The organism is Pseudoduganella sp. GW821-FHT05F09 (assembly GCF_059419605.1).
In genome coordinates this window covers 129,957-152,304 of record NZ_JBWKSD010000004.1, presented here as the reverse complement: position 1 = coordinate 152,304, position 22,348 = coordinate 129,957, and the positions used below count along the sequence as shown (strand labels likewise).

The 22,348-nt window shown below is 67.1% G+C and carries 19 protein-coding genes; 9 read left to right on the top strand and 10 right to left on the bottom strand.

Annotated elements, in window-relative coordinates; translation table 11 throughout:
* Window positions 1-59: 59 nt before the first annotated feature.
* Entirely contained in the window at window positions 60-830 is a 771-nt protein-coding gene (locus AC07S4_RS14180; RefSeq protein ID WP_494987268.1) for a hypothetical protein, read from the top strand.
* Between the two features lie 15 nt (window positions 831-845).
* On the opposite strand, the gene AC07S4_RS14175 is transcribed toward AC07S4_RS14180, so the two are convergent.
* The 3 genes from AC07S4_RS14175 to AC07S4_RS14165 are packed head-to-tail and all read right to left on the bottom strand — an operon-like array spanning window position 846 to window position 3,247.
* Window positions 846-1,223 (bottom strand): VOC family protein, encoded by a 378-nt coding sequence (locus tag AC07S4_RS14175; protein ID WP_494987267.1) that lies wholly within the window; start codon window positions 1,221-1,223, stop codon window positions 846-848.
* A complete protein-coding gene (locus AC07S4_RS14170; RefSeq protein ID WP_494987266.1) occupies window positions 1,220-2,005 on the bottom strand; it encodes an alpha/beta fold hydrolase in 786 nt (261 codons plus the stop codon). Before AC07S4_RS14170 ends, AC07S4_RS14175 begins: the two co-directional genes overlap by 4 nt.
* Before the next feature lie 24 nt (window positions 2,006-2,029).
* Window positions 2,030-3,247, bottom strand: a complete 1,218-nt coding sequence (locus tag AC07S4_RS14165; RefSeq protein WP_494987265.1) for an MFS transporter — start codon at window positions 3,245-3,247, stop codon at window positions 2,030-2,032.
* A gap of 147 nt (window positions 3,248-3,394) precedes the next feature.
* Between AC07S4_RS14165 and AC07S4_RS14160 the strand changes: the two genes are divergently transcribed.
* Window positions 3,395-4,522: a citrate synthase family protein gene (locus AC07S4_RS14160; protein ID WP_494987264.1), complete on the top strand. Its 1,128-nt coding sequence runs from the start codon at window positions 3,395-3,397 to the stop codon at window positions 4,520-4,522.
* Between the two features lie 13 nt (window positions 4,523-4,535).
* On the opposite strand, the gene AC07S4_RS14155 is transcribed toward AC07S4_RS14160, so the two are convergent.
* Genes AC07S4_RS14155 through AC07S4_RS14145 form a run of 3 tightly spaced genes read right to left on the bottom strand, consistent with a single transcriptional unit; the run spans window position 4,536 to window position 7,539 of the window.
* Entirely contained in the window at window positions 4,536-5,339 is an 804-nt protein-coding gene (locus AC07S4_RS14155) for a ParA family protein (protein WP_494987263.1), read from the bottom strand.
* A 48-nt stretch (window positions 5,340-5,387) separates the two neighbouring features.
* The gene (locus AC07S4_RS14150) at window positions 5,388-6,068 is read right to left on the bottom strand and encodes a response regulator (protein ID WP_494987262.1); all 681 of its coding nucleotides are present in this window, start codon (window positions 6,066-6,068) and stop codon (window positions 5,388-5,390) included.
* Between the two features lie 7 nt (window positions 6,069-6,075).
* Window positions 6,076-7,539 carry an ATP-binding protein gene (locus AC07S4_RS14145; RefSeq protein ID WP_494987261.1) on the bottom strand — a complete coding sequence of 488 codons (1,464 nt, stop codon included), beginning with the start codon at window positions 7,537-7,539 and terminating at the stop codon, window positions 6,076-6,078.
* Window positions 7,540-7,694: 155 nt separating this feature from the next.
* Between AC07S4_RS14145 and AC07S4_RS14140 the strand changes: the two genes are divergently transcribed.
* Window positions 7,695-9,368: a cytochrome C gene (locus AC07S4_RS14140; RefSeq protein WP_494987260.1), complete on the top strand. Its 1,674-nt coding sequence runs from the start codon at window positions 7,695-7,697 to the stop codon at window positions 9,366-9,368.
* Window positions 9,369-9,396: 28 nt separating this feature from the next.
* Here the strand turns inward: AC07S4_RS14140 and AC07S4_RS14135 are convergent, their stop codons facing one another.
* The 3 genes from AC07S4_RS14135 to AC07S4_RS14125 all read right to left on the bottom strand — a co-directional run bounded on the left by AC07S4_RS14135 (window position 9,397) and on the right by AC07S4_RS14125 (window position 13,845).
* Window positions 9,397-11,037, bottom strand: coding sequence for a methyl-accepting chemotaxis protein (locus AC07S4_RS14135; protein ID WP_494987259.1), 1,641 nt, complete (start codon window positions 11,035-11,037; stop codon window positions 9,397-9,399).
* A gap of 101 nt (window positions 11,038-11,138) precedes the next feature.
* Entirely contained in the window at window positions 11,139-13,046 is a 1,908-nt protein-coding gene (locus tag AC07S4_RS14130; protein WP_494987258.1) for a DUF6351 family protein, read from the bottom strand.
* A 28-nt stretch (window positions 13,047-13,074) separates the two neighbouring features.
* Window positions 13,075-13,845, bottom strand: coding sequence for a substrate-binding periplasmic protein (locus AC07S4_RS14125; protein WP_494987257.1), 771 nt, complete (start codon window positions 13,843-13,845; stop codon window positions 13,075-13,077).
* Window positions 13,846-13,956: 111 nt separating this feature from the next.
* On the opposite strand from AC07S4_RS14125, the gene AC07S4_RS14120 reads away from it, so the two are divergent.
* The 6 genes from AC07S4_RS14120 to AC07S4_RS14095 all read left to right on the top strand — a co-directional run bounded on the left by AC07S4_RS14120 (window position 13,957) and on the right by AC07S4_RS14095 (window position 19,855).
* Window positions 13,957-15,027 (top strand): GGDEF domain-containing protein, encoded by a 1,071-nt coding sequence (locus AC07S4_RS14120; protein WP_494987256.1) that lies wholly within the window; start codon window positions 13,957-13,959, stop codon window positions 15,025-15,027.
* Between the two features lie 18 nt (window positions 15,028-15,045).
* Window positions 15,046-17,673, top strand: coding sequence for a winged helix-turn-helix domain-containing protein (locus AC07S4_RS14115; RefSeq protein ID WP_494987255.1), 2,628 nt, complete (start codon window positions 15,046-15,048; stop codon window positions 17,671-17,673).
* A 41-nt stretch (window positions 17,674-17,714) separates the two neighbouring features.
* Complete coding sequence (locus AC07S4_RS14110; protein WP_494987254.1) at window positions 17,715-18,497, top strand: substrate-binding periplasmic protein; 783 nt, start codon at window positions 17,715-17,717, stop codon at window positions 18,495-18,497.
* A 1-nt stretch (window position 18,498) separates the two neighbouring features.
* Window positions 18,499-19,077 carry a YdeI/OmpD-associated family protein gene (locus AC07S4_RS14105; protein WP_494987253.1) on the top strand — a complete coding sequence of 193 codons (579 nt, stop codon included), beginning with the start codon at window positions 18,499-18,501 and terminating at the stop codon, window positions 19,075-19,077.
* Window positions 19,078-19,134: 57 nt separating this feature from the next.
* Entirely contained in the window at window positions 19,135-19,575 is a 441-nt protein-coding gene (locus tag AC07S4_RS14100) for a hypothetical protein (protein ID WP_494987252.1), read from the top strand.
* Between the two features lie 76 nt (window positions 19,576-19,651).
* The gene (locus tag AC07S4_RS14095) at window positions 19,652-19,855 is read left to right on the top strand and encodes a type II toxin -antitoxin system TacA 1-like antitoxin (protein WP_494987251.1); all 204 of its coding nucleotides are present in this window, start codon (window positions 19,652-19,654) and stop codon (window positions 19,853-19,855) included.
* Window positions 19,856-20,535: 680 nt separating this feature from the next.
* On the opposite strand, the gene AC07S4_RS14090 is transcribed toward AC07S4_RS14095, so the two are convergent.
* Window positions 20,536-22,233 (bottom strand): GH39 family glycosyl hydrolase, encoded by a 1,698-nt coding sequence (locus AC07S4_RS14090; RefSeq protein ID WP_494987250.1) that lies wholly within the window; start codon window positions 22,231-22,233, stop codon window positions 20,536-20,538.
* Window positions 22,234-22,348 lie beyond the last annotated feature (115 nt).

Below are 22,348 nucleotides of genomic sequence, written 5' to 3'. Positions count from 1 at the left end.
CATCGTATGCCCTTGCCCGGCATGCCATTCCGAAGAAAATCAAACCTTGGGAGGATAGATTGGACAAATCCACACCGACGCAGCGGCCGGACCTGTTCTCCGCTGCGCCATCCGGCGGCGGCAGCCGGCGCATCTTGGCCAGCCTGGAAAACAGCGGCAAGACCCAGTCGCCGGCTGCGCGCCTGGCGAGGATACGGCCCAGCTATCTGGTGATGCTGCTTATGCTGCTGGCCATCCTGTCGGCCGGCGTCGCCAGCATCAGCTACTACGGCATGGCGCCGGCGCAGCAAAGCAAGGCATGGACGTCCGCAGCGCCGCTCTCGATCCACGCGCCGCAAGCGGCGCCTGCGGATACGCCGGAGGAGGTACAGCGGCTCGCCGCCGCCATCGTCAACGAGCCGCTTCCGGCGATAGTTCCGGCCAGGCACAGGCAGGCCGCCAACCAGGCGATGCCGGCCGCCGCCTCTCCTGCTGCTGCGGCGGCGGCGCGTCCGGCGCTGCGTGCTGAGCGCAGTACGCCGGCAAGGTCCGGCATCCCGGTGAACAAGACGCGCAGCACACCGCATGAAGGCACATTGCGCCTGGCCTCCGCCGCGCCGCCGGACAGCGACGTGACCCTGCTCGCCGCGCTGGTCGCCCACAGCGGCAGCCAGGCATCCGCCATGCACTACAGCCGCGACGTGGTGGAGCGCCGCGACGGCGACAGTACCGACGCGCTGCTGCGCCGCTGCCAGCGCCTCGGCGGCGCCGAAGCTGGCCTGTGCCGCGCGCGCATTTGCAATGGCCAATGGCTGCACGAAGCCGCCTGCCGCATGCCGGTAAGCGACTGATGCGCCCCGTCCGCGCTAGGCGCGTTCCGATATCTCGATCAGGTTCTGGTCCGGGTCGCGCAGGTAGACCGAGCGGATAGGCCAGTTGGCGCCGGTGCGGGCCACCGGTCCTTCTTCGATCGGCACGCCGAGCCGCTCCAGCCGCGCGATCACGTCGTCTAGCGGAATAGACGCGATAAAGCACAGGTCGAGCGAACCCGGGGTCGGCTGCGCGGCCTTGGGCAAAAATTCCTTGCCATATTCGTGCAGATTGATCTTCTGCCCGCCATACTTGAACGCCACGCGGCCGGCGCCGAAGGTCTCCAGCGCCATTCCCAGCACCCGCGTGTAGAAGTCGATGCAGCGCTCGCGGTCGCGCGTGGTCAACACCAGATGGTCCAGATGGCCTATCATTTTTCCTCAAGCTCCATAATAAATTGCGCCATCGCCTCCAGCGCCGCTTCCGGCTGCTCCTGGTGCGGCGTGTGGCCGCATCCGGCCAGCAGGGCCACGGACGCGCGCGGCGCCTGCGCCGCGATAGCCTCCAGCTGGGCCGGCGTGCCGTACTGGTCGCCGCTTCCTTGCAAGGCCAGCACCCGGCATGCTATCGACGGCAGCAGGTATTCGATATTCCAGCGGCTGAATGCGGGCGCCAGCCAGGTATCGGCCCACGCGCCGAAAATCTGCGCCGTCTTGGCGCCGTGGTAGCGCTCCAGCCCGCGCAGCTTGCCCTCGCCGTAGGCCAGCCTGGCCTCGCGTATGCCCGCCAGCGTCACGTCCTCCACAAACACGTGCGCCGCCTCGGTCACCACGCCCAGCAGGCCTGGCGCCTGTTCCGCCGCATGGATCAACGCGATGCTACCGCCGTCGGAATGGCCGACCACCACATACGGCCGCCCGGCCAGCAGCGCCAGCACCTGCGGCAACTCATCCAGCGCATAGCGGTGCAGATAGTGGATGCTGCGGCCTGTACTCAGCGCATCGGACTGCCCATAGCCGCGCCGGTCATAGACCAGTCCCGCGCAGCCCAGCCGCGCGCAAAGACGCGCTGGAAAATCCTTCCACATGGCTGTGCAGCCCAGGCCCTCGTGCAGGAAGACCAGCACCGGCTTGCGCGCGCCGCCGCCGTCCGCGCCATCCGCCCCTACCCACTCGTAATACAGCCGGCCGCCATCGGCCAGTTCCAGCATCGCCATTGCCATCTCCTCCGTTACGCCAGGCTACAGATTACACTGCCTCCCGCCCGCCGCGCTACGCAGCAGCACCAGCGCGTACAGCAGCAGCCAGGCGCCGGCCAGCGCCATGGCGCGCGGCACGCCCGCCACTTCAGCTGCGGCGCCCCACAGCAGGCTGCCGCCGGTCTGCCCGAGCGCCATCGCCATCAGGTAAACCGACAGCGTGCGCGCCCGCAGCGCGCCCGGAAAGGACAGTTGCGCCGCGCTGTTGAGCGACGTGACCATGGTGGACCACGCCACGCCGCCCAGCGCCGATAAAGCCATCAGCACAGGCCAGGCGCGCACCAGCGGCAGGACCAGCAGCATGGCGCCAAAGATAGCCACCGCCCCCGCCAGCAACTGCCGCCGCTCGAAGCGCGCGCGCAATTCGGGCAGCACGAAAGCTGCCAGCACGGCCCCGCCGCCCACGCAGGCCATCAGGCTGCCAAACGCGCCGCCTTGCAGCAGCAGCACGTCGCGCACCAACAGCGGCAACAAGGCCGTAAAAGCGATGGCCGCGCCGAAGATGCAGACCGTATGCCGCAGCAGCCTGCGAAAAGAGGCCGATCCCCACGCCGCCTGCAGCCCGGTGCGCAAGCCCTGCCAGCTGATTCCGCCTGCCGGAGGCTGCGCCTGGCCTTCTTCCCTGCCGCCGGTGCGCATCCAGTCCAGATACACCAGCAGCAAGCCGGTGAAAGACAAGGCGTTGAACAGGAACAGCGGCGCCGCCCCCACCACGGCGAACAGCGCACCGCCCAGCGCCGGCCCGGCAGCGGCCGCAAAGTTGAAGCTCAGGTTATTCAGCGAAGCCGCCGCCTCCACTTCATCCGGCTGCACCAGCCCGGACATGGCGGCCTGCCATGCCGGCCACATGAAGGCAGAACCGGAGCCCATCATGAACACCAGCGCCAGCACGGCGGCCGGCGACGCGGCGCCGCTGGCGGCCAGCGCCGCCATGCCGGCCGCCGCCAGCGCCATGAAGGCGTTCACGGCGAACAGCAGTTTGGGGCGAGGCAGCGCGTCCGCCACCACGCCTGCCAGCAGGCCAAACATCAGCATGGGCGCGTAGCTGGCGGCAGGCACCAGCGCCGTGGCCTGGGTGCTGTGCGATATGCTGGCCACCAGCCAGGCGGCGGCGAAGGTCTGGGTCCAGGTGCCCAGGTTGGACAGCAGGTTGGCCAGCCAAAGCTGGCGGTAGCGCCGGTGCCGCAGCGGCTGCAGCATAGGGACTTTGCGGCGCGCCGGCGGCGCGGAAGGCGTTGCGGGTGGTGTGGTGTTGTGCATACAATGAGTCTATGCGGCGCGGGAAAACAGCGTCAATCTTGACTCCGGCAATCAACATAAATAAATCAATACAACGACGAGCGGTGCATGAATAAAGAACTCACGTCCAGGGAAGCGGCGGCCCTGCTGGGCGTATCGGCCGCCACGCTGTACGCCTATGTCAGCCGTGGCTTGCTCGCATCCATTCCCGACGGCGCGGCGCGCAGCAAGCGCTATGCGCGTGAGGAAGTGCTGCGCCTGGCGGCGCGCAAGGCCGACGGCAAGCGCGCAGGCCACGCAGTCGCCGCCGCCATGCACTGGGGCGTGCCGGTGCTGGAGTCGCGCATCTCGCTGATCGCCGATGGCAAACTGTTTTATCGCGGCCGCAACAGCAGCGAGCTGGCCGCGTATGCGACGCTGGAGCAAACCGCCGCCATCTTGTGGGACGATGCGCCCGGTGAAGCGGCAGCGCCCCACGGCACGCCGGCGCTGCCCCCGGCAGTGGCGGCACTGGGACGCGCGATGCCGCCATTGGAGCGCGCCATGGCTTTCTTGCCGGTGCTGGCGGCAAGGCCCGCCACGCAGGCGCAGCTGATGCGCATGCTCGCGGCCCTGCTGCTCGATACGGAGATCAGCAGCGCGCCGCTGCATGAACAAGTGGCGCGCGCATGGGGAGTTGACGGCGCGGGACAGGAGCTGCTGCGCGCAGCGCTGGTGCTGCTGGCGGACCACGAACTCAATACATCCGCCTTCACGGTGCGCTGCGTTGCCTCCACCGGCGCCGCCTTGCCTGCCGTGCTGTGCGCCGGCCTGGCCGCGCTCTCCGGGCGCGAGCACGGCGGCCACTACCTGATGGCGAAAGCAGTGCTGGAAGCGCAGCTGCGCGGCGAGGGGCAGGCGCAGCTGCCGCCCATGCAGCCCGGCTTCGGCCATCCGCTCTATCCCGATGGCGATCCGCGCGCAACGCTGTTGCTGGAAATGATGCGGCCCTTGCCGCAGGCGGCCGGCGTGCTTGCGCTGGCGGCCAGGGCAGCCGCAAGCAAGGGCGCGGAACCGAATTCCGACTACGCGCTGGCGGCGCTGGAACTGGTGCTGGATTTGCCGCCCCACAGCGGCATCATCCTGTTCGCGCTGGCCCGCTCCGCCGGCTGGCTGGCGCACGCCGCCGAACAGGCAACGGACGGCGCCATGATACGGCCGCGCGCCCGCTACGTGGGCGACTACAGCGCAGGCTAAAACCGGAAGCGCATCAGCCGCGCTTGCGCGCCTTGGCCTGGTCCTGCTGCGCGAACTCCAGCTCCTCGTACAGCGCCAGGAATTCCTGCGACAGCTTGTGGCGGCCGTCCAGGTGTATCATCGGCAGGCAGCGTTCATGCGATTCGCGCACCTTGATGGAGCTCGACAGCTTGCTCTGCAAAACCGGCAGCCCTTCGGCCAGCAGCTCGTCCACCATGCGCTGCGGCAGGTTGGCGCGCGGCTGGAACTGGTTGACGATGATGCCTTCGATTTCCAGCGCGGGATTGTGGTCCGCCTTGATCTCGTTCACGTTGTTCATTAGCGTGTACAAGGCCTGGCGCGAAAAATCGTCGCAGTCGAAAGGGATCAGGCAGGTGTCCGCGGCGATCAGCGCCGACTGCGTGAAGAAGTTGTAGGCCGGCGGCGTATCGATGATGATTTCCTCGAATTCCTTGGCCAGCTCGTTGAGCGCGTCGCGCAGCTTGTAGATCTTGTGGCGCGACTCCAGCTTCGACTGCAGCTCGCCCACTTCCGGATGCGAAGGCATCAGCGACAGGTTTTCGAAGCGGGTTTCATGCACGTAGCCGCGCGCCGACAGCGAGAACACCATGAAGTTCAGGGTCTGCTCGAAATAGCCCGCCACGGTAGGCTCGATCTCCTTGGCCGCGTCGCCCAGCAGGTAGCGGCTCGAGTTGCACTGCGGGTCGATGTCGATCAGCAGCGTCTTCTTGCCCTTGTGCGCGGCGATGGCGGCAAGGTTCACGGCAATGGTCGACTTCCCGACGCCGCCCTTCTGGTTGAAAATCACACGTTTCATTGCTGCTCCGTAATTTGCGATAGGGTCTGCGAGGGGTTCGACACAATTTTAGCAGATTGCCAACTCGAATCTGTAGCCTACCCCATACACCGACTGCAAACACTCAGCAGCAGCGGGCCGCGCGGCCAGCTTGCGGCGGATATTCTTGATGTGCGAGTCCACCGTGCGGTCGCTGATGTCGCGCAGGTCCTCGTGCGCCACGTCCAGCAGCTGCTGGCGCGAATACACCCGTTCCGGATGCTCGATCAGCTCCGCCAGCAAACGGAACTCCACCGGCGTGAGCGGCAGTGGCGCGCCGGCCAGCAGCACGCGCATGCTGGCGCGGTCCACCGCAAACAGCGGCGCCGCCTGCACCAGCGCCCCGGATGCGCGCCGCAACTGCGCGCGCACGCGCGCCACCACCTCGCGTGGGCTGAAGGGCTTGCACACATAGTCGTCCGCGCCCGCCTCCAGCCCCAGCAGGCGGTCTATCTCGTCCACGCGCGCCGTGAGCATGATGATGGGCGCCTGCAGGAAGGCGCGCGCCGCCTTGCACAGCTCCAGGCCGTCCATCCCCGGCAGCATCAGGTCCAGCAGCACCAGGTCCACCGGCGTGCTGCGCAGCCAGGCCAGCGCCTGCGCGCCGTCGGCGATGCAGGTGGCGCGGTAGCCGCCCGCATGCAGATAGTCCGCCAGCAGCGCGGCGATTTTCGCGTCGTCCTCCACCACGAGTACGTGGGCGTTTTCCATGGTCACCTCAATGTTTCGCCAGCGGCAGCCGCAGGCGGATGCGCACGCCGCCCAGCGCGGACGGCTGCGCCACAATCTCGCCGCCGTGCGCAGCCACCAGCGCTTTGCAAATCGACAGTCCCAACCCGCTGCCGCCGCGCTCGCGCGTGCGCGCGCGGTCCACCCGGTACAGGCGCTCGAACAGGCGGGCGTAGGCGCCGGGCGGCACGCCGGGAGCGCTATCGTCGATCGACAGCTCGGCATGGCCGCCGCGCACGGCCAGCACCACGGCGATGCGCCCGCCGGCCTCGGTGTAGCGCACGCTGTTCTCCAGCAGGTTGATGACCACCTGGTCCAGGCGGCCTGCGTCCGCCATCACCGGCGCCGGCTCATAGCCCAGCGCCCAGGCCAGTTCCAGCCCGGCCGCCGCCGCGCGCGGCCGGTAGCGCTCCAGCAGCGGCGGCAGCGCGTCCCGCCAATCCAGCTCGCGCAGCTCGCAATGCAGGTCGCCCGCGTCCGCCAGCGCCAGCTGGTGCAGGTCGTCCACCAGCTTGGTCAGGCGCAGCACTTCGCCGTGCAGCGACTCCAGCGCGCCGGGATCGGCCTTGCGGATGCCGTCCAGCAGCGCTTCGATTTCGCCGCGTATCACCGTCAGCGGCGTGCGCAGTTCGTGCGACACGTCGGCCATCACCTGGCGCCGCTGCTGCTCGTTGCGCTCAAGCTCCTGCGCCATGGCGTTCACGTGCAGCGCCAGCTCGCCCAGTTCATCACGGCTCAGCACCGGCGCGCGCGCCGAGAATTCGCCGCGCGCCAGGCGCGCCGTTACGCCGTGCACCGCAGCCACGGGCCGCAGCAGATGGCGCGCCAGCGCCGCCGCCAGCGCAACCGCCACCAGCAGCAGCACGCCGGACAGCAGCAGGATGTCGCGCACCTGCGCGCGCAGGAAGCCGGCCGCGCTGGTGTTGGCGCTGCTGGCCTGGCGCAGCTGCAGCAGATGCACGCTGCCCACCTGTTTGCCGTCCACCGTGATGGCCCGCTCGATGCCGGGCGGCGGATCGCGCGGACCGACCAGCGGCCTGCCCAGCTCATCGAGTACCGACAGGCGCTGTGCAAACGCCATCGGGTCGCGCAGCGGTCCCTGGCGCGGGGGCGGATCTTGCGGCCTGGGCGGGCCGTAGCCGCCCGGATGCACCGGCGGCGGCCTTCGCTGCGGCGGCGCGTCCGGCTCCATCTGGAACTGCGGCGCCATCTGGTCCAGCACATCCCGCATGGCGCGCGGACGGCCGCGCAGCCAGTCAAAACTGCCCTCCTGCTTGTAGCGCTCGGCCAGCAGGCTGCTCACCTGCTCCAGATCCTGCGCCTGCATTTCGTTGAGATAGGCGATGAAGCCGCGCTGCAGGTTGACGCTGGCCAGCCACGCCATGGTGCCTATGCACAGGATGACGATGGCGCTGACGGCGAGCGCGATCTTGCGTGCGATGGTCAGCCGCATGCGCGTTCCGGCTGCGGAATGTGGAGTGGGTTCATCCCGCCATCATACCTGCCGAATGTGCAGCAATTGTGCACGCTGCGCCACAGGGCGGCATCCATTTTTCCTCCACATTGCCGCGCCAATATGGTCTCCACCAGAACAAAGAGGAGAAAAACATGCGTGCAACCATACGCTTTGCTGCCACCGGCCTTGCCGCCGCCATCGCAGCCTCGCTGGCCGGATGCGGCGGCGGAACCACGGACAGCACCGCCGCATCCGCAACCCCGAGGCTGGCAGCCGGCGGGCCAAGCCCTGCGATTGCAACGGCGGCGGCTACGGCGGAGGCAACGGCGGCGCCAGCGGCGACGGACGCCGGCACCAGCGCCGAGACCACCACAGCCGTCACCACAACCGTCTCCCGCGCGGCGCTGGGCGCTCCGGCGCCCGCCGCGCCGCTGCCGCAGCCCAACCCCGACGGCGCCTCGCTCACCGTCAGCCGCGCGGGCTACATCGACATGGCGAATCCCTTCTTTACGCCCATGGGCAACGGCCGCAGCTGCGCCAGCTGCCACAGCGAGAACGCCGGATGGAGCGTCACCCCTAGCGGCCTTGCGCAGCGCTTCGAGCAAAGCCAGGGCGCGGACCCGGTGTTCCGCCTGGTGGACGGCGCCAACTCGCCCGCCGCCGCCGTGGCCACGCTGGACCAGAAGCGCATTGCCTACAGCATGCTGCTGACCAAGGGCCTGATCCGCGTGGGCATGGCGATGCCGGCCAATGCCGAGTTCACCCTGCTGCGCGCGGACGATCCTTACGGCTACGCCAGCGCGCGCGAGCTGTCGCTGTTCCGCCGCCCGCTGCCTTCGGCCAACCTGGCCTTCATCAGCAGCGTGATGTGGGACGGCCGAGAAAGCCCGGGCTCCGCCACAGGCGTCAACTGCCTGCTCAACGCGCGTCCCGCGCAGTGCTACGGCAGCATGGACAGCAGCTTGCTGTCCCAGGCCGCCAGCGCCGTGCGCGGCCATGCCGAAGCGGCCCGGGAACTCAGCGCCGCCGACCAGCGCGCCATTGTGGATTTCGAGAGTGGCCTGTACGCCGCGCAGTCCACCAGCAACGCGGCAGGCAGCCTGCTGGCCAACGGCGCTAGCGGCGGCCCGCAAGCGCTGGCCAGCACGGCCTTCTATTTCGGGATTAACGACCTGGAGGCAGGCGACTACCGCACGCAAGCGCCCTTCAACCGCAACGTGATGACGATGTTCGGCGCATGGCGCAACCTGGCCGCGCCGCCCGCCCCGCCGCCACCGCCGCCGTTGCCGGGCCAGCGCAATCCGCCGCCCGCACCCGCGCAGCCCGCACCGGCCAACGCTGCGGACCTGGCGCGCGCATCGATCGCGCGCGGCGAAGCCCTGTTCAACAACCGGCCTTTCAATATCACGCAGGTGGCGGGCTTCCCGCAGCGTCCGGGCCAGGTCCAGCCGCAGCGCGGCAGCTGCGCCAGCTGCCACAGCGCGCCCAATACGGGCAGCCATTCGGTGCCGCTGCTGCTCTCCATCGGCGTGGCCGACGGCCGCTTCCGCACGCCGGACATGCCGCTCTACACGCTGCGCAACAACGCCACCGGCGAGACCGTGGACACCACGGACCCCGGCCAGGCCATGCTCACCGGCCGCTGGCGCGACATCGGCAAGATGAAAGTGCCCGTGCTGCGCAACCTCAGCGCCCGCGCGCCCTACTTCCACAACGGATCGCAGCCGGACCTGCAGGGCGTGGTGCGCTTCTATGACCGCCGCTTCCAGATCGGCCTCACGCCGCAGGAGATGGCGGATCTGGGCGCCTTCCTGAAAGCGCTGTAAGGCAAGCGGGCGGGCCCCGCCCTCCGCCTTATTGCGCAGCCACCTTGAAGAAGGAGACGGCGGCCTGCAGCTCCTCCGCGCGCGCACTCATCTCCTCGGCCGTGGAAGCCAGCTGCTCCGAACCCGCCGCGTTGTGCTGAGTGGTTTCGCTCAGCTGGCCCACCGCCAGATTGATCTGCGCCAGGCCGCTGTTCTGCTCCTCGGACGCGGCCGTGATCTCCTGGACCAGGTCCGAGGTGCGCTTAATGTTGGGCACCATCTGGTCCAGCAGCTTGCCCGCGCGTTCGGCCAGCTCCACGCTGCTGGACGCCACTTCGCCTATCTCCTGCGCCGCAACCTGGCTGCGTTCTGCCAGCTTGCGCACTTCGGACGCCACCACCGCGAAGCCCTTGCCATGGTCGCCCGCGCGCGCGGCCTCGATGGCGGCGTTCAAGGCCAGCAAATTGGTCTGGTAAGCGATATCGTCGATGATGACGATCTTCTGCGCAATCTGGCGCATGGCCGACACGGTCGACTTCACCGCCTGCCCGCCCTCGGCCGCTTCCTGCGCCGCCTGCGCGGCGATGCCGTCGGTCACCCTGGCGTTCCCGGTGTTCTGCGACACCGACGCCGTCATCTGCTCCACCGAAGCGCTGGTCTGCTCCACGCTGGCGGCCTGCTGGCTCGATGCCTGCGACAGCGACTGCGCCGTGCCGCTGATCTCCTCCGAAGCGCGCGTCAGCGCCAGCGCGCTGCCGGACACTTCGCGCAGCACACTGGAAAGCTTGGCCACCATGCCGTTCATGGCGTACAGCACGCTGCTCTTGTCGCCGCTCCGCAACGCCATCGCCACGCCCAGGTTGCCCTGGGCGATCTCGCGCACGATGTCCGCCGTATATGCGGGCTCGCCGCCCAGCTGGCGCATCAGGCTGCGGTACAGCAGGTACATCGCCAGCGCGGACACCAGCACCGAGAACGCCAGCAAGGCCATGGTCACCTGCAGCGCGCGCGCCGCAGCCGCTTCAGCCGCGCGCACGGCATCGCCGGTGCGCTGGTCCAGCAGGGCCAGGAACTCGTTCACCGGCTTCATGATCTTCGCCTTGTTCTGGTGGTAGGCCGCGTCGTGCGTCAGGCGGCGCGCCAGTTCGAGATTGGGCTCGCCCTTCTTCGTGAAGCGGCCCGCGCCATCATCGTACAAGCCCTTGACCGCGTTCATGGCCACCGTCTCCGCCTTCACCAGATCGTCCGACTGGGCGCTCGCCTCGCGCAGCTTGCCCAGCTCCTGTTCCGAGAAGCCCGCCTTCTTCATCAGCTCCAGCAAGGGAACGGCCGCCGTGTCCCCGCCCGGCTTGGGCTGGCCCGCCGCCACAAAGTCCCAATAGATGCGCTCATAGTCCTTCGGGCGCGGCCTGGCCCCGTTGCGGATCTCGAGGATCTCGCCGTACTGCCGTTCAAACGACGCATCCCCCGTCACCACATAGGTTCGCGCCAGCCGCGTCAGGTCGTCCGAGCTTTGGCGCAGTTCATCGGCCAGCAAGTAGGACTGGTAGCGCGCCGCCGTGGCGGCGCTGACGCCGGATTGAGCGCGCGTCACCTGCGTCAGTCCCCACATCGTCAGGCCGGCCAGGCCCGCCATCACGGCAAGGAACAGGCTGATGGTTTGTTTTAGTGACAATGTATGGAGTTTCATGCCGTCCCCTTATAAGAAATGCGCGCAAAGAGTCACTGTACTTATAAGGAAATCGCTTGCAACTTGTACTTTGGTACACCCCCACGTGGGGGATTGCCGCTTCAGGGGCGTCCCGCGTCAGGCTTGTTGTAATCGCACACACCCTGCGGGAAGATACGGCGCAGCCAGTCCTGCTGGGCGGGGCTGAACTGCGCGCCGGCAGGATACGTGCCATCCGCCAGCGCCGTCTCCAGCGGTTTCAGGGCGCACTTGAACACGTCGCCCTTGATGGAGCCGCCCGCCACCATGCGCGGGCTGCTGAACACCGGATAGGCTTTGGTGCAGGCGCCCGGCGGATTGCTGTTCAGGATGCCGTCCCACACCGCCGGCCCGGCGGCGATCAGGGTGCTGCCGCTGTCGTAGCACTTGTCGGTGAACTCCGGCGGCGCAACGCCGCTGGCGAGATGGCGCTCCAGCACCGGCAAGGCCTCCATCACGCGCGTAATCAAATCCTCGTCCAGCCGCGTGAACCAGATCACCTGCCGCTTCGCCTCGCCCGCACCGGCGTCCAGCAGGCGCTGGCGGACGGAGAAGGACTGCCGCGCGTTGTGCATGTCCAGCTTGGGCTCAAGATAGGGCCGCAGGTCGATCACCGGTATGCCCAGCCGCTGCCCGGTAAACACATGGCCGGACGCGTAAGCCTTGTGCATGGCCGCCAGATCGCCCGCGCGCCGCGGCGCAGGCGCGCCCGCGGGATCGCGGCAGGTGGCGCTGCGCAGCATGTTGCGGCTGTCGAACGGATCGGCCTTGTCCCAATTGACGAAGTCGGCCTGCTCCTTCCAGCCGCCCACGCAGGCATTGATGCGCAAAAATTCATCCGCCGTGATGGCGCCGCGCGCCAGGGCCGCGAGGCCATACTGCACGCCGACATTGTCCACCGGGATGGGCGCATAGCCGCGCGCGTCCACGCCGTAGATATCGGCCAGGTCGTTCCAGTGCGTCCATTTCACGCCGGCGAAAACATTCGCAGGATAGCCATACTGCCTGGCGCCGGCGTCGAACCTGGCGTCCCGATAGACCGGATTGAGAACGGTGGGCATGGCCATACGCCAGCCGGCGATGCACTCGGTCGATGAATCGGTGGCGTTCATGCCCTCGATCAGCGCATGGTTGCGCCACTTGGCCCACGGCGAGGAAGGGTTGCGCTCCGCCTCCTCCTTGAAATACTGTTCCAGCAAGGGGCAGTCGGAAACCGGTATGGTCTGCGTCACCATGTCCGGGTAGGACTGGATGGCGATGCCGGCGTCGATCAGGCCGGGCTGGTTCTGCGCAAACATATACTGCTGCACCGCGCCACCGGAACCGCCTATGCCGATGGTGAACAGCGGCTTGCCGTAGGCTTCCACGAAGCGCGCCTTGGTCAGCAAGGCCGTCTGCGCCGCCAGCGCCATATTGTAGTGGACCCCAGTCTCGTTGCCGGTGGAACTGGCCACCGCGTAGCCCTGCGCCAGCAGCTGCGGCATCAGCACGCGCTCGGAGCTGTTCAGGCGCTCGTTCACCCACATGGGTATGCCCTGCTGGTGGCCGATGCCCACGCCGCCGCGCATCCAGTACACCAGCTTGCGGTTCCAGGCCGCCTGCTCCAGCGTGGCGATGGTGTACAGGAAGCGGTTGATGCTGCCCACCTCCACCCGCACCACGAACGGCACCTGCACGCCGTTGACGCTGACGGTGCGCAGGTCCGATGGCGGGTCGGCCGCGTCGTAGGCCTTGAAGCGGCTGCCGTTGTAATAGAAGCGCAGCACGCGGGTCTGGATGGCGCAATGCTGGCTGTGGCCCAGCAGCTCGCGGTCCGCATTGAACACCGGATGACCTATGCCCTGCTGGTTGTCCACCAGCGGCTGGCCCAGGCCCGCTTCCTCGGTGCGGCAAAGGAAGGGCTGCTGCAAGGGCTGCGTCCACGCCTGTCCGCACCAGGCCAGCGCTGCCAGCGCAGCGATGCGGACGGTCCAATGTCTCCAGTTTGCCATGGCCTGCCTCCTTGTGAGCGCCTTCCCCCTACTTCGCCAGCGACGGCGCCAGCTCCGTCCATTCGCGCGTGGAGCGGATGCGGCGTATCGTTTCCCATGTGGCCAGCACGACGGCCGGATTGGACTGCGCATACTCATTGCTGAAAACCAGATAGGCGTCGCTCACCAGGAAGGCCGGCGCAAGAATCCGCAAGGACTTGAAATCGTCCTGGGCGAGAAAGCCCCTGGCGTCCGATTCCCGTATCACCACCGCCTGGTAGCGGTCCGCCTTCAGCATATGCATCAGCTGCAGGGCCGTCTTGGCGCTGTCGACGTTGCGGATCGCCAGACTGTCCAGCGTCTGCCGCACTACGTTTACGCCGGCCGGATAGGACACCGGGCCGCTCGCGCCCCGCAGCGTGCGGCCGTCCCAGCTCACGCCGCTGTCCGCCGTGGTCACCACCACCCAGGTGTCCACGCCCAGCGAGAAAGCGCGGTCCGGCACGCCGTTCTTGAGCGGAAAGCGGACAAAGTCGCGATACGCCTGGAAGGCCTGCACGCCCAGCACGCCATCCACCTGGCCCGCCTTCACCGATTCGATGCATCGCCGCCACGGCAGCACCACGAACTGCGGCTCGGCGCCGGCGGCGCGCACGGCGCTGCGCGCCAGATACTGGGCCTGGCCTTCATGGTCGGGAAAGGTCAGCGGCGCGGCGGGACGGTCGCTCACGCACAGCGTCACGGCGGCATCGGCCCCCGCAGCCGCCAGGGCCGCGCACAGGAACGCATATTTCAATGCGGATGCGGAAAGGTACTTCATAAGTTCAGCATATCATAACGACAAGCCCATGCTTTAGGATGGTGACCATCTATCCAAGGGCAGATACGCTGGCCGGTTGCTGCAATCACAGACCGACCAGGAGAGTAAGAAATGCCATCCCAGCGCCGCGGATCGACGTTGCCCAGTATGCTGGCCAAGCTGGGCGCCATGACCTCTATACGCGAGCTGCAGCTCGTGGAGCAAAGCCTGCTGCGCACGCTGGCCCCGCTGTTGGGTGTGGCGGAAACGTCGCTCTACCGCACCAATGAGCACCACCAGGTCACGCACAAGCTGCACCACTACCGCTCCGACACGCGCGGCCCGGACGGCGCCGCCAGCACCACCGAACGCATAGACGACATCCGCAACGACGCCAGCGTGGCGCCGCACGTGAGCGCGCTGCTCGACTATATGCGCCTGCTCAAGCAGCCCAGCCGGCGCGCCCACGGCCAGGGCTACCTGTTCGGCTATCCGCTGACCCACGGCGACGGCCAGCAACGCGGCTATTTCGTGTTCGAGCGCGAGCAGGACATCACGCCGCTGGAGGAAGCCGTCATCGCCGGCGTGCTGAAGGTGTACACCAACCACTACAACCTGCTCGACACCAGCCAGCGCGACCGCCTGACCGGCCTGCGCAACCGCTATTCGCTGGAACTCAATCTGGACCGGCTGTGGGAGGAGCTGGCCACCCAGCAGGCGCCCGGTGCCGGCCCGGCCGTGGCCGAAGCGCCCCAGCAGGCATACTGGCTCGGCATCCTCGACATCGACCATTTCAAGCGCGTGAACGACCACTACGGCCACATCATCGGCGACGAGATCCTGCTGCTGGTGGCCCGCCTGCTGGGCCGCACGCTGCGCCGCGCCGACCTGCTGTACCGCTACGGCGGCGAGGAATTCATCGCCGTGGTGACGGCGCCCGATTTGGCCGGCGCCACCGCGCTGTTCGAACGCCTGCGCTTGGCCATCGAACAGTTCACCTTCCCGCAGGTGGGCCGGGTCACCATCAGCGGCGGTTTTTGCAGCGCCACACCCACGCTGCTGCCGGGAACCGTCCTGGACAGAGCGGACCGCGCCCTGTACCAGGCCAAAGCCGCCGGCCGCAACCGCGTGCTGCATTACGACGCCCTGATCAGCCAGGGTATCCTGGATGAAGTGGAATGTGGCACCATCGAACTGTTCTAACCCGGACCCGGCCGCCTCATGTTTGACCGTCTCGCCCAAAAGCTGGCGCCGCCCTCCACCGCCAGCGCCCTGCTGCCCCGCACCGGCATCATGGCCCGCCTGGAGCAGGCGCGTTCCTACCGCCTGGTGCTGCTGCGCGCCCCGGCCGGCTACGGCAAGACCTCGGTGCTGCGCCTGCTGCACGCGGACTGGCGCAGCCGCGGCGCTGCCGTCGGCTGGCTGACTTTCGACAGCGCCGACAACGACCCCGCGCGCATGCTGCTCAGCCTGCGCGCCGCGCTGCACGGCGAGCATCCGCAGCCGGACGCGCCGGTGCGCTCGCTCAAGCAGGCGCGCATCACCCATTTGTTCCTGGACGAAGTGGACCAGCTCGACGCCGCCGCCATCCGGCTGCTGCTCTCCATCGCCACCGAAATCCTGGCGCCCGGCCTGCACATCTTCCTGGCCGGGCGCAGCCTGCACCAGGTCAGCGTGGCCAACCTCAAGGTGCGCAAGGTGCTGTGCGAGCTCAACCTGGAGCAGCTGCGCTTCGCGCCCGACGAAACCGCCAGCTACCTGCGGCAAAGCGCGCTTTATCTGGACGAGCGCGAACTGGCCTGGCTGCGCGAGCAAACCGAGGGCTGGCCGGCGGCGGTGGAGTTGCTGGTGCTGGCCTGGCGCCGCATCCAGGGCGGCAGCACGGCCGGCCTGCCCTGCCTGCACGGCAGCGAGCTGAGCGACTATCTGGCGGCCGAAGTACTGCAGGCCCAGCCGGAGGATATCCAGGCCTTCCTGAAAGCCACCGCGCCGCTGGCCTCCTTCAGCGCCGAACTGGCCGACGCCGTGCGCGGCGCCGGCGACAGCGCGCAGCTGATCGCCCGGCTGCGCCTGGCCGGCCTGCCCATCCATCCGCTGGGCGACCAGTGGTACCGATACCACCCCTTGTTCGCCCAGCATATCGCGCGCCACCACGCAGGCCGGCAGCAGGCGCCGGGCAGCAGCGCGGCGCGCGCGGCGGCCTGGCTGCTGGGCCAGGGGCGCGGCCTGGAAGCGTTCGACTACTACATCATGGCCGGCGACCACGAAGGCGCGGCAGACGCCCTGGAAACGCTGGCCGGAGCGCTGCGCGCCAGCGGCCAGTTCCCCAGCCTGCTGCTGTGCTGCGACCAACTGCCGGAAGCGCTGCTGCGGCGCCGCCCCAACATCACGCGCAACCTGGTGGTGGCGCTGAGCTATTCCACCCGGCTGGCGGACGCCGCGCGCTGGCTGGGCTACTTCCGCGAACAAAGCACGCTGCCGGACGCCGACCCGGCCTATGGCGACGCGCTGCGCGCCTACGAGCCGGTGCTGGCCTTCCAGCTGGGCGACGTGGACAGCGCCATCCGCCTGGCCGAGCTCCACTGGCCGGACCAGCAGCACGCCAATCCGCACGAACGCGGCGTGCTGGCCACCGTGCTGGCCTATTCCTATCTGGTGCGCGGCATGCTGCCGCAGGCCGCCGGCATGCTCATCACCGCGCGCCGCATCTGCGCCGAATCGGGCAACATCAGCAACACGGCGGTCGTCATCTTCGTGCAGGCCTACCTGGACGCGGTGGAAGGCCGGCTCGACATCTGCCTGCAGCAGCTGGCCAGCATAGACGCCATCCTGCACCAGCACAGCGACACCATCGCCCCCACCTTCCACTACTCCTACAGCGCCGCCCTGCTGCTGATGGTGCTGTACGAGCGCAACCTGATGGACGCGCTGGCCGACCGCATGAAAGTGGCGCGCGGCCTGGCCGGCATTTCGCTGCATTGGGACACCTTCAGCGCCGCCCTGGTGATCCAGACCCGCATGTGGGCGCTGCAGCACGGCACGGCCAGCGCCAAGCGCTGGCTGGAAGGGGAAATCATGAAAATAGGCGGCAACCGGCCGCCGCAAGTCGCCGCCGCGCTGGAAGGCGAACTGTCGCGCCTGGCGGTGCTGGGCAACAGCCGCAGCGCCATTGCCGCCTACGCTGCACAGCTGGCCCTGCCCTCCGGCGCGCCGGCCGCCTGGATCTTCCCCAGCCAGGAGATAGACGGCGCCGGCATAGCGCAAGCCCGGCTCGACACCAGCGCCGGCCGCCCCGAAGCGGCCGTGGCACAGCTGCGCCCGCTGCTCAGCCACGCCACCGCTACCGGGCGGCTGTGGCGCGCCGCCAAGCTGCGCGTGCTGCTGGCGCTGGCGCTGGAGCAGACCGGCCAGGAAGACGAAGCCCTGGCGCAACTGGCGCTGGCGGCCGAGCAGGCCGCCAAGTCCGGCCTGGTGCGCACCTTCCTGGACGAAGGCACGGGCGTTACGCTGCTGCTGCGCAAACTGCAAGCGCGGCCGCGCAGCCTGAGCCCGGCCGCCGCCGACCACCTGCGCCTGCTGCTGGACTACGCCACCGGCGCGGACGGCGTCCATCAGCCGGCCGACGGCCTCACCCGCACCGAGCTGTCCCTGCTGGCGCTGGTGGCCGAGGGCCGCAGCAACCGCGACGTGGCAAGCAGCCTCGGCCTGTCGGTCAATACGGTCAAGTGGCATCTGGCGCAAATCTTCAGCAAGCTCGACGTGCACAACCGGGGCCAGGCCGTGCACCGCGCGCGCCAGGCCGGGCTGCTGGCCGCCGCCGCGCCGGCCCGGCCGTCCGGCCCATCCTAAAGCATGGTGACTGCCGCCAGGCCCGCTTCTATGCTGGCTGCATGAAGAAGAATCGCCTCTGTGCCCCTGCCGTGCTTGCCGCACTTGCCGTATTGTCCGCCCTGCCGCCCAGCAACGCCGCCCCCGCCCTGATCCTGCAAGTCGTCCAGCGCGCGCCCTATCTGATGGTGGGTCCCGGCAAGCAGATGAGCGGCATTTCGGTCGCGCCCACGGCTGCGGCCTTCCGGCGCGCCGGCATCGACGTGGCGTGGGAGGAAGTGCCGGCGCTGCGCCAGCTGCAGCGCCTGCAGGCCAACCAGGAAAACCTGTGCTCGGTGGGCTGGTACAAGACGCCGGAACGCGAGCGCTACGCCAAATTCAGCGACCCGGTATCGCAAGACTCACCCTGGGCCGCCTTCGCCTCCCGCAGCTACACGCCGCCGCCCAACGCCACCGTGCGCGCCATCTTCTCCGACCCCAATACCAAAATCCTGCTGAAACAAGGCTTCGTCTACGGCGACTACCTGGACCAGGCCATTGCCGCCATGACGGCGCAGCGCATGGACACCAACGGCGACATGCACCAGCTGTTCAAGATGATCGCCGCCGGCCGCGCCGACATCAGCTTTGCGCCGCTGGAGGAAATCCGCTACCACCTGGAGCATGGCTCCATCAGCGGCGGCAGCATTCGCATCATCGAGTTCCCCGAAATGCCGGCCGGCTACCCGCGCCGGCTGATGTGCAGCAAGCGCGTGGATGACGAACTGCTGCGCAAATTCAACGCCGCGCTACGGGAAAACGATCGTGCTATGCTGCGCAAACCGTCAACTTCCATAAAAAAATGACATGAATCCCAAGGTAGACGCCTACCTGCAGCAGGCCACGGCCTGGCAGGAGGAGCTGCAAAAATTGCGGGCCATCATACTCGGCTGCAAGCTGGACGAAGAACTCAAATGGGGCGTGCCCTGCTACACGCACCAGGGCAGCAATATCGTGCTGATCCACACCTTCAAGGACTATTGCGCCATCCTGTTTTTCAAGGGCGCCCTGCTCAAGGACGAGGAAGGCATCCTGGTGCAGCAGACCAAAAACGTGCAGGCCGCGCGCCAGATCCGCTTCACCAGTCCCGCCCAGGTGGACCAGCTGCGCGGCGCCATCAAAGCCTACGTCAAAGCCGCCATCGCGGTGGAACAGGCCGGCCTGGAAGTGCCGTTCAAGACCACGGCGGATTTCGACATGGCCGAGGAATTCCAGGCCAGGCTGGACGACTCGCCGGCCCTGCAGGAAGCCTTCGAAGCGCTCACGCCGGGCCGCCAGCGCGCCTACCTGCTGTATTTCTCCGAAGCAAAGCAAGCCGCCACCCGCAGTGCCCGGGTGGACAAATGCGTGCCGCACATCCTCTCCGGCAAGGGCCTGAAAGATTAGGGATGTGAAACTTTTTCGCTGTGCTATGTTGAATAGACCAGCAAAGGAGGACGCACCATGGGCTATCGGGACGATTTCTACAAGAAAGAAAACATTCTTGGCTACACAGGCGACCTGGCGGACATCAAGTTCACCGTCTACTTCGCCGACGCGGGCGGGCTCAACCCCAAGACCGTGGAAGTGGACGGCAAGCAGCAGGTGCTGGTGCAGTTTGGCCGCATCACGCAGGACCATCCGCACAAGGACAACATCGGGCGCGGCGAAGTGCACGAATGCTATTCTTACTCGATCTTCAACGAAAACGGCCAGGCCAAGGAATGCGTGTACGGGCGCAGCGAGCTGAAGAAAATCGGCATGCGGCAAAAAGGCGGCGAGGACGAGCACCTGTCCTTCCACACCAGCCGCAACAGCTTCGAGCCGGTCAACGGCGGCAACCTCGAAATCCTGGCCTCGGCAATCACGCGCTTCCAGAAAGCCAAGGATAAGGTCGGCGACTGAAAAGGCGAAAATCCGGTGATCTTCCGCTATCCCTCGAAAAGAGGTAGATGTATGCGGGCTGAAATGAGGTACTACTATGTCGGATACAGTGCGAGAGACCGCAGCCAAGCTCATGCAAGAACATAAGCTGATTCACTTGGCACGAGACGATCAAGTTGCTCTCATATCAGCATTGCTGAGCGCCAGCGAGCCTGGTGACCGTCTGCGTCAAGCCGCAGAAAGCTATCGTCAAAAATTGGGGCGGAAGGCACTAACTTCCGTACTAGTCGCACCCGAATGAAATCAAAGTGACTTGCTGGCCATGCTGGCGCCAGCGAGCGCGGCATTCGCGGGTTTTCGATGCGTCCAGGCGCACATATTTTTCCGTGCCTGAGTAAAGACAATCGACATAGTCAGCGAACTGCGGCGCGTCAGTATTCATAGCCCACTTTTGAGATACAACGCCTCTGTGTATGGTCTCGGTTGCGGGCGCCATGATAGGCAGCACGGCGTCATCCAGAGTCTTATTCTCTCGATGAAACGAGACTATCCGCACCGATGCCAGCGTTGCCCGGTCAAGCCCCCATTTAGCAGGTCCTACCGCAGGGCAGCTCAAAGGCCGCGCGGGCGCACCGCAGGCCACGGCCAGGAGCGACAAGGCAAGAGTCAAGTGAAGCTTCATTGCACGATAAAGTAAAGCTCAGGACGCTGTGCCACGCCTCTGCTCGCGGGGCGGCCGAAGTAGATTTTCCGCTTGACCGGGTTTTGGCCTATCCACACACTGGCCACTACCGACTTTTTCGGTTTGCTTGCTATAGCTTTCGATTGCAACGTATGGCATTTCGCACCTCTATGGGCATAAAGCCCCATCCTAATGCGACCTCCGTGCTGTAGCGTTGAGCAGAATCAACTCATGTTCCAGTGTGCCGCCGTCGCCGGTCATACGCGAGCGCCATTGAGCAGCGCTTTCGCGATCCGGATTTACTCCAGTACCAGTAAGCTCACGCCTTGGCGCGGCAGCGCGAAGCGGATAGTGGCGGCGCCATTACTGATCGCCGGCGCCGGCAATGTGGCCGCGTGCATCACCGATGCCCGCTCCAGTTCCACGTATTGTTTTTCGTTGGGCGATTGCGGTGCGCCCATCGCCTTCCAGGCGCTGAAGGCGTTGGCGGTGCTGCCGTCCACGCGCCATTGGGTCGCTTTGGTCTGGCGCCCCAGACCGGTGAGCTTGAGTGCGATGGCGGCGTCAGGACCGGCCACGTCGTCGTCGTGGTAGTGCCATACCAGCACGGCCACCTTGCCGTCGTCGGTGCGCGAGGCCAGAACGCCAACGTCGGCCTTGCCGCGCACGCCGTTCTTCAAGATATCGTCGAGCGGAGTTTCGCCATCACTACTGGCCACCAGTTGCGTGGCGCCCAGCTTGGCGAACATGCGGAACACGTTGAGCACCGGCAGGTCGACCCCATTGCTTGCCAGTTGGCGGTAGCCGGCAAACCACGGCTGGTCCTCGAAGGTAAACGCCCAGGTCAGCGCGCCGTCCAGGTTGACCTGGTTGCGCGCGGCCAGTTGCCAGATGCGCTTGTAGCTGGCCGCCGTGTAGCTGGAATACATGGTGCTGTTGCGGTAAGCGTTTTGCGGGCCGGGGCAGGCGGCGCAGCCTTCGGGGTCGTTCTCGCCAATCACGATAGGCTTGTCCTTGAGCTTGGGCACGCCGGCGATGCGGCGGAAACCGGCATCGACGCCCTGCAACTGCTTGGCTATGCCCATGCGTACATGGCCGTCCACGAGCGTGGGGCTGCCCTTGGCGTGAAAGGCCAAAAAGTCGGTGGGCGTGCCGATTTCGCCGGTGGCGTGGTTGGTGCCGTTGGCCACGTGATCGAGGAAGGCGTCCATGAATTGTCCGCCGGGGCCGGCCACGTCGGGGCCGCCCACGCGCGCTTCAGGCAACGCCCTGCGCACCCCGGCAATGGCGTAGTCGTGCAGCTTGTTGAATTCGGCCTGGGTGCCGGTCCAGTACGATTTTCCGTTGGGTTCGTTCCAGACCTGGAAGTACCAGGTTTTCACTTCGTCGCGGCCGTAGCGCTCCACATTATGCTTGGTCCACTGGTAGGCCAGTTCGCCCCACTTGGCGTAGTCCTTGGGCGGCGCGTTCCAGCCCCCTTCAATCAACTCATAGGCAAAGCCGGGGCGCCAGCTGTGCTGGTAAGGTGTGCCGGGCTTGGCGCTCGACAGCGCCTCGGGCATGAAGCCGATCTGCAAGTAAGGCCGCACGCCGCGCGCCAGGTAAGTGTCGATGATGCCGTCGACCACGGTCCAGTCGTACACCGGTTTGCCGTCCTTGTCTTCGGTATAGGCGTTGGTGCTGCCCCACTTGAAGGCGCCGGTGCCGTCGCCGGTGTTAAGCAGGTTGTGGGTGCGGAAATACACATGGCCGGGGCGCAGCTCGCCAAGATTCTTGAGCAGCTTGCGGCCATCCTTCATGGTGGCGTAATTGGGTTCGTCGGCGCCGAAGAAGCGCCAGATCGGCGTGAGCGGGCCCGCCGACTTGGCGGCGTCGACCTCGATGGCCACCGGGAACGGTTCGGCGGCATGGGATGGAAGCTGGGCCTGGGCGGCTGCGGGCAGCGATGCGATGGCGGCCGCGATGGCCATGACGGAGATGGTGCTGAAAGCGCGCATGGGACTCCTGGAAGGACCGGTGGATATGGCAGGCGAGCCAGTGTAGTCCAGCCGCCTCATGCGCGGCGATGCAGCCGCCGTTTGCTCACCATGTTGATCATGGCCCGGAATGCAG